Source organism: Nostoc sp. DSM 114159 (genome assembly GCF_053470285.1).
In genome coordinates this window covers 5,691,611-5,703,882 of record NZ_JBPFEH010000001.1, presented here as the reverse complement: position 1 = coordinate 5,703,882, position 12,272 = coordinate 5,691,611, and the positions used below count along the sequence as shown (strand labels likewise).

Below are 12,272 nucleotides of genomic sequence, written 5' to 3'. Positions count from 1 at the left end.
CAAATAAACCATTTGTAGAGACGCGATGAATCGCGTCTTTAACTTAGTTTCCCCATTCGATGTTGCTGACTTGCGCCTGTAATTTTCCTTCTACTTGAAACGGTAGTTGATAATAGTTGTTAGGTTCATATTCTGGTGTCACTTTCCAATCATATCGTTGCAGCAACGTTGCCAAAAAAATCTTCATTTCCATTTTGGCAAACTCTATTCCAATGCATATATGTTCGCCACCACCAAAACCAATTAAAGCAAAGGAGTCTTTTTTATCTTCTTCGCGGGGAGGGGCAAAGCGTTCTGGATCGAAACTTTCTGGGTTAGTATAAATCTCGCTCATGCGATGCGTTAATCCTTGAGCAACAATCACCACCCAACCAGGAGGAATGCGATAACCTGCATATTCAATTTCTTTTACAACTCCCCGAAACAGCACTACACCTGCGGGGTTGTAAAGTCGTTCTATTTCTTTGAAAAAATAAGTCATTTGATTAAGTTGCTTGAGGTGTCCCAAATTCAAAGGTTCATCTTTGACAACTTCTGTAAGTTCTTGGCGAAGTTTTTCACGCCATTGGGGACGCGCTGCCAATTCAACCATTGCCCACGTTAAAGATGTAGCAGTAGTGAAATGTGCTGCATTTAATAAGTGGATCAGTTCGTCTACGATCTGTGATTGGGCTAAAGCATTTCCCTCTTCATCTAATGCTGCCAAAAACAATCCTAATACATCACAAGACTCCTCTAAGTTGCCTTGAAGTTTACGTTCGCTGATAATTTTTTCTAAGAAAGCTTTCAACTGACGACGAGCATTTTGGGAACGACCATATTTTGTGAACGGTATATCTAACCGTAATAGCGCCAATGCTCCTTGCGTCAAAGTATTATACAACTGTTCGACTTGCTCAACTTCGTTTTGTAGTCGAACACCTAATAATAGCCGAATTCCAATTCGCAATGCTAACTGATTAAATTCATTCTTGATGGAAATTGGACTGTTTTGCACCCAGTTTTCTAAGCACTTGTTAACTTCAGCTTGCATAATGTCAAAATAATTAGCAATGGCTTTACTATGAAACGCTGGAGCCATTAAACGACGAGTCCGGCGATGTTCTTCACCATCCTGAAGCATCATAGGCCGCCCAAAAATATGCTCCATAGCCACTTTCCATCCTAAGTAGGAAGATACATAATCGGCTTTTTCTTGCAAAATTAGTCGATTTGCTTCCACTCCTACCAAAACTGCATATTTTTTTCCTAAAATGCTGGTTTTAAAAACTGGCCCATAGCGTTCATAGTTCTTCGCCAGTCCCCACCCTTGGGTAGCAAATAATCGGAGAGTTTCACCTAAAATGGGTAGCCCAAAGCTACCAGGCATTTCCTGGGCTGGTTTTAGTTGTGTCATTTTTTTTGACTACAGATTCAAAGTGTGGTGATAACTATTGAGTCTAGCTTTAACAATATCGTGCTGTCTCACGCAATCTTCCGAAAACTAGTGTTATCTTCCGAAAAGTTCAGTGTAGCTTTTTAAATGCTTGAGGAGTGATGCCGATATATTTGCGAAAAACCTTAGTGAAATGACTTTGACTTTGAAATCCTACTAATTGGGAGACTTGTATAACTGATAATTCTCGCTTCGCAAGTAAATACTTTGCTCTTTCAACTCGGCATTGGGTGACATATTGATGAGGTGCTATTCCCATTGATTGCTTAAACAAGCTAGCAAAATAATGCGGACTTATCTGGGCGATCGCCGCAATTTCTGCAAGTGACAAATTTTGGTCTAAGTTATCATTGACATAAGCGATCGCTTCTTTTAATTTATGTTTTGGTAATCCACCTGTGTATTCTCGAATGATAAATTTTTGCGTTGAGTAACGTTTCAATAAATGCACCGCCAGCAGATTTACTGCTGATTCCATATACAGTGAACTATCAAATCCACTAGTTTCTATTTCTTGTTTGAGTGTCAGGCCAATTTGTTGAATCAATGGATCGTGAGTTTGCAGTTGTTGTACAATTTCAACTGCATCAGGATTTACTGATTCGTAAGCAACACGAGTAATCATCGTTGGTTCAAAACCCAAGTGAATAAACCCTAATTCCTGTTCAAATTGTACTGCTGGAGAAATTTGGTGAGCAGGAAAAATCCCCACATCAGTTGTTGCATAAGATTTACTTTGCCAGTGTCCGTTAATTTTTAATTTTGCCTCAAACTCTCTACTGTAAATGGTAATAATGTGCTGAAAAGGCGATGTCTCAGGAAGTTGATAGTTTAACTGGCGATGATAGGCAAAATAAAAACCATTGCAACCTGTAACTGGGCTGGAAATAATTAAAGGTTTGGGAAGAAATTGCTTTAGTTTGTCTGGTTGGGCAGCATTAATTTTAAAAGGCTGGTCTATTTGCATGACGACTCACACGCTTGTTTTCTAAATATAAATTAAGAGGTGTTAATTCCCATTTTCTATTTTCCAACTTGTTGTGCTAGAGATGAGGAATCCTGGGCGCAAACAGTTAAAATACGGTAAGCCTTCCAAATTACCGTTAATTTCTCCCAAACAAGGCTCAATTATTCTTGCTTGTTTGTATAATTGGAAACTCAAATAACTGCTTATGTCAGAACAATATCGTTTTGAAACCTTGCAAGTTCATGCTGGACAAGAGCCGGCTCCTGGAACTAATGCTCGTGCTGTACCGATTTACCAAACGACTTCCTACGTTTTTGACGACACCGACCACGGAGCGCGGTTATTTGCTCTTCAGGAATTTGGTAACATTTACACCCGCATCATGAACCCGACGACAGATGTATTTGAAAAGCGGATTGCTGCTTTAGAAGGGGGTGTAGCAGCATTAGCAACTGCTAGTGGGCAAGCGGCGCAATTCTTGGCAATCAGTACAATTGCTCAGGCTGGGGATAATATCGTTTCCACTAGTTTTTTGTATGGAGGAACATATAATCAGTTTAAAGTTTCTTTACCACGTTTAGGTATTCAAGTCAAGTTTGTTGAGGGAGATGACCCAGAAAGTTTTCGTCAAGCGATCGACGATCGCACCAAAGCCCTATACGTTGAAACCATTGGCAATCCTCAATTCAATATTCCCGACTTTGCCGCTTTAGCTCACATTGCCCACGAAAACGGCATTCCTTTAATTGTGGATAATACCTTCGGTGCTGGTGGGTATCTAGTTCGACCGATTGAGCATGGTGCAGATATCGTAGTAGAATCTGCAACTAAATGGATTGGCGGACATGGTACTTCCATTGGTGGTGTAATTGTCGATTCGGGTAAATTTGATTGGGGTAACGGCAAATTTCCTCTATTTACTGAGCCAGCACCAGGCTATCATGGGCTAAATTTTCAAGAAGTGTTTGGCCCTAGTGGAACATTTGGTAACATTGCCTTTATTATTCGCGCTAGAGTCGAGGGGTTACGAGATTTTGGCCCGTCCTTGAGTCCATTTAACGCCTTTCTGTTACTGCAAGGATTAGAAACTCTCTCTTTGCGTGTAGATCGTCATACGAGCAATGCCCTAGAATTGGCTCGGTGGTTAGAGCAACAAGAGCAAGTATCTTGGGTTAATTATCCCGGACTTCCCAATCACCCACATCATGAACGAGCGAAAAAATATCTTCGGCATGGTTTTGGGGGAGTTTTAAACTTTGGTATCAAAGGTGGACTAGAAGCGGGTAAAGCTTTTATTAATCATGTAAAATTGGCGAGTCATTTAGCAAATGTTGGTGATGCGAAAACCCTTGTTATTCATCCCGCTTCTACAACCCATCAACAGCTAAGTAATCACGAACAGCTTTCAGCAGGTGTGACAGCCGATTTGGTGCGAGTATCAGTGGGAATTGAACATATCGACGACATCAAAGCAGATTTTGAGCAAGCATTCCAGCAAGTTAGGATTTAGTTTTTAATTGGGCATGGGGCATTGGGCATTGGCCATTGGGCGTTAGGAGTGCTGAGTAATGAGTAATGAGTAATGAGTAATGAGTTTTGTTTATTCCCTTGTCCCCTCACTCCCTCATCCCCCTGCTCCCTGCTCCCTGCTCCCCTGCCCCTCTGCTCCCCACTCCTAAATATGATCTACTCAGACTTCATCTCACCGCAAACCCAGTTTTACCAGCTAACAATACCATTTCAATTAGAAGGCGGCGAAACATTAATTGGGGTTCAGGTTGCTTATCGCACCTGGGGACAGTTAAATGCTCAAGGCGATAATGGGGTACTGATTTGTCATGCCTTAACTGGTTCCGCTGATGCTGATGATTGGTGGGAACCTTTATTTGGTTCAGAGAAAGCCTTCAATCCAGAACGCGACTTTATTGTATGCAGCAACATTTTGGGAAGTTGTTACGGTACAACTGGGCCAACCACTATCAACCCCATAACGGGAAACTATTATGGCGTATCCTTCCCTAAAATTACAATCCGAGATATGGTTTGCCTGCAAGTTGCACTATTAGAATACCTGGGTGTTCAATCTCTGCGGTTAGTAATTGGTGGTTCGCTCGGTGGAATGCAAGCACTGGAGTGGGCGTTGTTATATCCAGAAAAGGTGAAAGCGATCGCACCCATTGCTGTTTCTGGCAGACATTCAGCTTGGTGTATTGGATTAAGTGAAGCCCAAAGACAGGCAATTTATGCCGATCCAAATTGGCAAGGAGGGAACTACACCCCGGATGCGCCGCCAAACCAAGGACTAGCAGTAGCACGGATGATGGCGATGTCTACTTACCGTTCTTGGAATAGTTTTACAAACCGCTTTGGACGCGAGTATGATGCATCTGAGCAGTTTACTATAACCAGTTACTTACAGCATCAGGGTCAAAAGCTAACAGAACGATTTGATGCCAACACTTACATCACTCTCACCCATGCAATGGATCGCCACGATATTGCACGCGATCGCACCAGTCCTGATTTGTCAGATTATGAATCTATTCTGCAAAGCATCCAGCAACCAACTTTAGTTGTTGCAATTGATTCTGACATCCTCTATCCTCCAGTAGAACAACAAGAATTGGCAAATTTAATCCCTAATGCTCAACTGGCGTGGCTGAATTCAACCCACGGACATGATGCATTTTTAATTGATATGGCTGCATTGAATGAACTGCTGATCTCTTTTCGGCGTTGCTGAATCAAGGGATGATTCTTCTAGGGTGGGCGACACGAGCGCCCTGAAATACAAGGGACGGGCTTTTCGGCCCATCCCACAAAACTGGCAAAATCATCCCGCTTTCTCTGCAACGCCGTTTTTTCTTTCTTTGTCAGGACTAATAATAAAGGCAAAGCGGATGACCCGATTAAGTACTTCGCAGAAAGAGAGAATCAAGATTTAGGCGTGGTTAAATATCTGCGAAAGCCAGTCTCCAGGCTGGATTTGTCCGCTTTTCCTGCACCTTCACGAACATTTGTGCAATTACCTTAACTTCTCACTGATGGAGTGACCCATATCTTACTACTGGTATAATCTAGCCAATAAATCAGAATTCTTGGAGTTCTACAACTCCAGTCAACTTCCATAACCATACAGAATAATCAGGATTGCCACCATGTTTCATCGAGTTGCGGAAAAACAAATGCATTTTGTTAGATGGCTGCTCGTTATTGGCTGGATTTTTCTCATTTTATCGTTATTTTACGACCCAATTTCGCCATATCTCACCCAGCCTACTACTGGGTGGAGTATTTTCCGTCTAAACCCGAATCTCTTAGACCCGATGAAATGCCAAGAGGTTGTCACAGTCCAAGGAAAGTGTGTTGATGTCAAACCTTTTGCATTAGGAGCCAAAATCTTTTGGGGAATTGTAGTTCCTTGTGGAGTATTGATTATCTTTGTTTTAGGACATGAAACATGGCGGCGGATTTGTCCGTTATCTTTTCTATCACAAATTCCGAGAGCGTTAGGTAAGCAACGTCAACGCAAAATCACTAATCCTCGCACGGGAGCAGTGCGCTATGAACTAGCTAAAATAGCAAAAGATTCTTGGCTTGGTCGCAATCATTTATACTTCCAATTTGGGTTTCTTTGCATTGGTCTTTGCTTGAGAATTTTATTTATTAATGCCGATCGCCTGTTTTTAGGATCTTTTATTATTCTGACAATTCTATCAGCAATATCGGTAAATTATCTGTTTGCTGGTAAAACTTGGTGTCAATATTTTTGTCCTATGGGCCCCGTGCAGATGGTCTATAACGGGCCAAGGGGATTGTTAGGAAGTGAGGCTCACCAAGGTCAAAAACAGATTGTTACTCAGTCTATGTGCCGGACATCAGATAAAGATGGTAACGAAAAAAGCGCCTGCGTTAGCTGCCAATCTCCTTGTATGGACATTGATGCAGAACGGTCTTACTGGGAAATTTTTAACAAGCCAGGTCGGAGAATAGTTCAATATGGCTATGTGGGACTAGTCATCGGTTTTTATCTTTACTATTTTTTGTATTCTGGCACTCTCGATTATTACTATTCTGGAATTTGGAGTCATGAAGAAAATCAGTTAGCAACTCTTTTAAATCCTGGATTTTATATTTTTGGTAAGCCGATTCCGATTCCGAAATTAGTTGCAGTTCCTCTTACTATTGGGGCTTTTGTTGCAGCCAGTTACTTCTTATTGTCGAGGATAGAAAAAGAATACAAAGCTTATTGTCAACGGATTAATAAACCTCTCAGTAAACAACAAGTACAACACAATATTTTTGCAATTTCTACCTTTGTAGTTTTCAATTGTTATTTCTTATTTGCTGGTCGTCCCATACTCAAACAACTACCAAATCTCATAGAGCTAGGATTTAACGCTTTAGTCATTCTCGTCAGTACATTATGGCTGTACAGAACACTCAGCCGTAGTGCTGAAACTTATTCGCGGGAAAGTCTTGCAGAAAGTCTGCGTCGTCAGTTGGCTAAATTAACAGTTGATTTCTCTAAATTCTTAGAGGGTCGGTCAATGGCAGACCTGAAACCAGATGAGGTGTATGTTCTTGCTAAAGTACTGCCCAGTTTTAGTAAAGAATCTAGCTTTCAGGTTTACAAAGGATTGCTGCGCGAAGAATTAGAACAAGGAAATGTAGAGCCGGCAAATAGCTTAGATGAACTCAAACAAATCCGTTTGGAATTAGGACTTAAGGATGAAGAACACTTCAATATATTGACAGAATTGGGAGTAGAAAACCCATCTTTATTAGATCCAACTAAACGCAGAAGTCGGGAAAATCAGTTAAGAATTGAAAGCTATCGGCAAGCTTTAGAACTACAATTATTAGATTTGATCGAGATGGGAGTTCCCTTGCGTCAAGCACTCCAGCGCCGAGACAAGCAAATTCAAAGCCTGAAACAAGAGTATGGCATCACAGCAGAGGAAGAAGCACAAATTTTATCCCAAATGGTTGATGAAAACAGTGCTATTCTCCGCAAGGCAGAGATCCTACTTACACAGTTAAAGGAGCTAACTGTCCGCTACAAAGTTTTAAGTAATTTTCCCAGTCATCAAGCACCCGTGTTTGTCTTGCTGCGATTAGTCGCTATTGAAAACAAACAACTAATTATCACCAAGCAATTATTGAGTATTCTCGAAGTTTTGCAAGATGCGCCGGAAGCTGTGAAAATAGCTAGTACCATTGGCATACTTGCAGAAAATGTATTGCCAAATATCCTGAATGAAGCTAATAATACTTGGCGCTGGCAAGAAAGAATTGCTGAGGAAGCGATCGCACTTCTGCAACCCGATGATTTAGAATTAGCAGCAACCTTTGAGACTCCAGCACAGACAGTTGATGACGAAGCACCGACGCAAATATTTGTTGCTGGGCAACCAATACCAAAGGTGATAAGAGCCAATCATCAACCCTTTGCGATCGATATTCTTAAAGAACTTTTGCAAGAACTAGAGCCACTCATCCAAGCAGCTGCACTTTACGCCCTAGAGCAACTCGACCCACAGCAAGGCCGCGAACAAGCACGCCAGTTACTCAACTCCACAAAACCCGGAGATTGGCTAGTGCAGGAGACAGCAGAAAATATTTTGGGTCTGGATGAAGGACAGGCTGCTGCTTTGTTGCAAACTCTCATGGCTGAAGTGAAGGCGGAGGGAAAAATACAACAGCTTGTCTTTCAGCAATCAGCAGTGCAAGTGGGACGTAGTTTAGCAAATGATATCATCTTGCCCAATGCCAGAGTATCTCAGCACCACGCGATATTTCATCTTGACGAGCAAGAAGTGAGATTAACAGTGCTCAAAAGTGCCTATGGGTTACGTATTAATGATAAACGCATAGAAAATGATACCGTGCGTCTCCAGCCAGGAGATGTGATTCGGTTTAGCCCAGCAGAGGAACCAGCTATAACTGTGAGTTGGAAAAAGCAATCGCCAGTAGACTCAGCAGTAGCAAAAGAAACTTTCAGCACCCTGGATAAGCTGTTATTGATGTTTGAAACCAGTCTTTTGCGAACGGTGAAGCCGGAAGCGACGCTCGAACTGGCTCGCAAGGCTGAGATTCGAGTTTACCGTCAAAGAGAAATTATCTGTAAGGCTGGAGAACCATCTGATGAACTGCTGTTGTTGATCGATGGTGAAGTTGATGTAACGGTTCTGCAAGGAGATATTGAGGTTGTCGTCAATACAATTCGCTCAGGCGAAACTATTGGTGAAATGGGAGTTTTGACTAGGCAAGCGCGATCGGCGAATGTAGTTGCCAAGGCTGAAATCAATCGAGTTTTGGTCATAGAGGCGAAAGATTTTGAGACACTATTACGCAATGATTCGGAAGTGTCGAGGAGTTTGTTGCTGAACATGATTGGTCGTTTGCAAAGGTTAACTGCACAAGTTAAAGAAAGTCAGAAGTGAAAAGGGGATTGGGTATAAGAATGGGGAAAGGGAAAGGGGTAAGGGGGAAAGGGGAAAGATTAAATTTATTCCTTTTCCCTTTTCCCTTTAACCTTTTCCCCAAACCTCTTAGTTCAAAATGCTTATCCGAACCGTATTGATACCCAATGCTCCATAGCTAATAATTGAAACTTAGGAAGGTTGGTATGCTCAAAATCAAACTGTTAAACTCAAAAATACCCACAGAGAAACAAGAGTTAGACATATCGCCAGAACTTATGATTAATGGCGAATGTTTTATCGGTCGCTCCCGCAATTGTGGTGTAGTCCTGCCCAGTGTTGAAGTTAGCCGAGTTCACAGTAGTATCCGCTATGAAGAGGGCGAATATTACTTCTGCGATATGGCTAGCCTGACTGGCTCCCGCATTAATGACCAAGCGGCGGGTCTAAACCAAAAATATCTCCTGAAAAAGGATGACATTATTCGGATTGGCGAATTTATCCTCACTGTTGAAGCAACTGGATCGACAACAGATAATGCAGAGGTCGCACCAGTTCGGGAAGTCCAAAGCCAAACACCAACTCTTCCACAGGCGACATACACCACTCCTATTCCCCAAGTGAGTCAGCAAGCAAGTCAGCCGACTCGTTCGCCTAGTGAGTATATGCCGATCGCACTTGTGCCGCCAGAACAAATCAGTCGGTGGACAAAAGGTGATTTAATGGTTCGTTGTGTGGCAATAATTGACGAAACTGATGATGTGAAGACGTTTCGCTTTGCTGCTGACCCACCAATATTATTTACCTACCAACCTGGTCAGTTTATGACGCTGAACCTGGAAATCAACGATAAACCAGTCAAACGCTCTTACTCAATCTCTTCAACTCCTTCACGACCCCATACTTTAGAAATTACAGTCAAGCGTGTTCCTGCACCACCAGATGTTTTGGATGTACCGCCTGGTTTAGTTTCCAATTGGTTGCACGACAACCTCAGAGTCGGTAGTGAAATCAAAGTCAGCGGCCCTTTGGGAAAATTCACTTGTTTTGCCAACCACAGTGAAAAACTATTGTTTATTTCTGCGGGAAGTGGTATTACACCGATGATGTCTATGTCACGATGGATGATGGACACCGCTGCTGATTGCGATATTGTCTTTTTCCATTGCGCCCGCAGTCCTCGTGATATTATTTATCGCCAGGAACTAGAGTTAATATCTAGCCGCCAACCTAAGTTTCGTTTAGCGATCGCCATTACCAGACCCGAAGCAGGTCAAGCATGGTATGGCTTTATGGGCAGACTCAACGAACAAATGCTGTATGCGATCGCTCCTGATTTTTGGCAGCGTACAGTATATGTCTGCGGGCCGAGTCCTTTTATGCAAGGGGTAAAAACTATGCTAGAGCAAATCGGATTCCCCATGCAAAACTACTATGAAGAAAGTTTTGGCGGAGCGAAAAAGTCAAAACTCCAGCCATCGGTTCCGCCTCAAGTAGTCACTGAGCAAGTTACCAAAGTGACAACAGTAGTACCAAAACCAGTAATTTCCACCCCAGTTACTGTTCCAGTTAAAACAACAGGCTCTTTTACTCTAGTATTTTCCAAGTCTGGCAAAGAAATTACCTGCACTGGAGAAGAGCCGATTTTAGAGTTAGCTGAACAAGAAGGAGTGGCGATCGACAGTAGTTGTCGCAGTGGAGTCTGCGGTAGTTGTAAAACGCGGAAGCTTCAAGGAGAGGTGAAGTATTTAGGAGAACCTGATGCTCTCGATGAAAGCGAACAGGAGGAAGGCTATATTCTCGCTTGTATTGCTCACCCTAGAGACCGAGTTGCGATCGATGCTTAGGGATCGAATAAAATAATTGCCTTGTTTTTGGGCAATTATTTTATTCGCCGTTATAAATTTATCTGTTCTATAAAATTAGACTCAAATATTCCAGCTTGAAGTAAGCAGCATCTAATCTTACTTTTACAAGGTGTTTCAGATGTTCGATTTCTAATAGATTTCTAATAGAGATGAATTCACAAAACCAACAAAACTGGCTTTCCCAGCAAACATCCACAGAAAATATACCATATATCAGTAGTGATTTTACTGAAAGTGTTGCTAAGGTAAATAAATTTGTTCTAGCAGAGTTTGAGCGTGAAATTACCGAAAAGCAATTGTACTACCATACAAAAGATCATTTGATGGCTGTACAGCAACGCGCTCAATTAATTTTTCAAGTCATTCGTCCTTATTTGTCAGCTGATGTAGAGACAATTAAGAGGATGGAATTGTTACTGGATGTTTGTGCGATCGCTCATGACTTAGTACAAATCTTTATACCTCATCAACCGCACACATCCAGACGACGAGAAGCAGGTGTCAGTGAAAATGCAACTATAGAAATTCTATTGAATTATATACGAGTTTTAAATCAACAAATATCAGCATCTTATCCAAAAAGTGCGGCTCTTTTCACAGATACAGATTTGGAAATCATTCAAGAAGCGATCGCCGCTACAATTTGTGATTACGATACAACAGAGAAAGCCATTTATCAACCCTCTCTTTATAATCAGAACAAACCTATTTCACCAGTAGCTTGCATCATTGCTCTAGCAGATATTGGTTCTTTAGGAATCGAAGGAATAGCATCTTATAACCAGGAGGGTAGCCTACTCTTTTTAGAAGAAAATCCAGACATTATTCCTATCATTAAAAATCAGAACGTGCGAACTCTGGCTACAGATAATCCAGAACTGTACGAAAATATTAGACAACGTTTACTCAGACGTGCAAAATTTCAAGTTAATTTTGCAAAATCTCGCCTAAATCGGCTCTCTCGTGAGTTAGCCTCTTTACCAGCAGATGCAATCCCTACATTAACTCAAGCAGTTTTTCAATATCTAAATCTAGAAACCATACAAGAAATTGAAGCAACTACCCCCACAAATGAACAAACATCTTTAGAAGTGTTAATTAAATTTTTTGAATTTGAGCGATTTATCAGTAATTGAATTGGGAACTGGGAATTGCAAGAATTATGAACTCTTATTCCAAAATTCAGAATTCTGACACCAAAGGACATTGCCATGTCATGTTAATACTGCTTTTCTACGTTCGTAATGTTTTGTACGCCATTGAAAGTTCCCGTGTAGTTGAGGCGATACCCAGGATAGCGTTGAGAAAAGTGCATCATGTTCCAGACTATGTAGCTGGTTTATTTAATTACTGAGGTAAAATTGTACCAGTAATAGACTTATGTCATTTGATTAGTGGTAAATTTAGTCGCTTATGTCTAAGTACCCGCATTATTATGGTAAGCTACCCTAATCAGAATTCTAGATAACAATATTTAGGATTAATAGCAGAAAAAATTACAGAAACATTAAATAAATCAGAAACAGATTTTATAGATTCCGGTATTCGTGTTAAAGAAGCACCATATTTAGGAGGGA

At 41.4% G+C, this 12,272-nt stretch carries 8 protein-coding genes; 6 read left to right on the top strand and 2 right to left on the bottom strand.

The window, feature by feature from the left end; translation table 11 throughout:
- Positions 1-43: 43 nt before the first annotated feature.
- The gene (locus ACR5KR_RS23855; protein WP_448268231.1) at positions 44-1,396 is read right to left on the bottom strand and encodes a cytochrome P450; all 1,353 of its coding nucleotides are present in this window, start codon (positions 1,394-1,396) and stop codon (positions 44-46) included.
- Positions 1,397-1,505: 109 nt separating this feature from the next.
- A complete protein-coding gene (locus tag ACR5KR_RS23850) occupies positions 1,506-2,402 on the bottom strand; it encodes a helix-turn-helix transcriptional regulator (protein ID WP_448268230.1) in 897 nt (298 codons plus the stop codon).
- 205 nt (positions 2,403-2,607) lie between these two features.
- Here ACR5KR_RS23850 and ACR5KR_RS23845 point away from each other — a divergent pair, with 205 nt between their 5' ends.
- The 6 genes from ACR5KR_RS23845 (at position 2,608) to ACR5KR_RS23820 (ending at position 12,049) form a co-directional block, all read left to right on the top strand.
- The gene (locus ACR5KR_RS23845; RefSeq protein ID WP_448268229.1) at positions 2,608-3,912 is read left to right on the top strand and encodes an O-acetylhomoserine aminocarboxypropyltransferase/cysteine synthase family protein; all 1,305 of its coding nucleotides are present in this window, start codon (positions 2,608-2,610) and stop codon (positions 3,910-3,912) included.
- A 171-nt stretch (positions 3,913-4,083) separates the two neighbouring features.
- Positions 4,084-5,145 (top strand): homoserine O-acetyltransferase MetX, encoded by a 1,062-nt coding sequence (gene metX, locus ACR5KR_RS23840; protein WP_448268228.1) that lies wholly within the window; start codon positions 4,084-4,086, stop codon positions 5,143-5,145.
- A 415-nt stretch (positions 5,146-5,560) separates the two neighbouring features.
- Positions 5,561-8,848 (top strand): cyclic nucleotide-binding domain-containing protein, encoded by a 3,288-nt coding sequence (locus ACR5KR_RS23835; protein WP_448268227.1) that lies wholly within the window; start codon positions 5,561-5,563, stop codon positions 8,846-8,848.
- A gap of 185 nt (positions 8,849-9,033) precedes the next feature.
- Positions 9,034-10,674 carry an FAD-binding oxidoreductase gene (locus ACR5KR_RS23830; protein WP_448268226.1) on the top strand — a complete coding sequence of 547 codons (1,641 nt, stop codon included), beginning with the start codon at positions 9,034-9,036 and terminating at the stop codon, positions 10,672-10,674.
- 170 nt (positions 10,675-10,844) lie between these two features.
- Positions 10,845-11,831 carry a hypothetical protein gene (locus ACR5KR_RS23825; protein WP_448268225.1) on the top strand — a complete coding sequence of 329 codons (987 nt, stop codon included), beginning with the start codon at positions 10,845-10,847 and terminating at the stop codon, positions 11,829-11,831.
- 26 nt (positions 11,832-11,857) lie between these two features.
- Complete coding sequence (locus ACR5KR_RS23820) at positions 11,858-12,049, top strand: hypothetical protein (RefSeq protein ID WP_448268224.1); 192 nt, start codon at positions 11,858-11,860, stop codon at positions 12,047-12,049.
- The last annotated feature ends 223 nt before the right edge of the window (positions 12,050-12,272 follow it).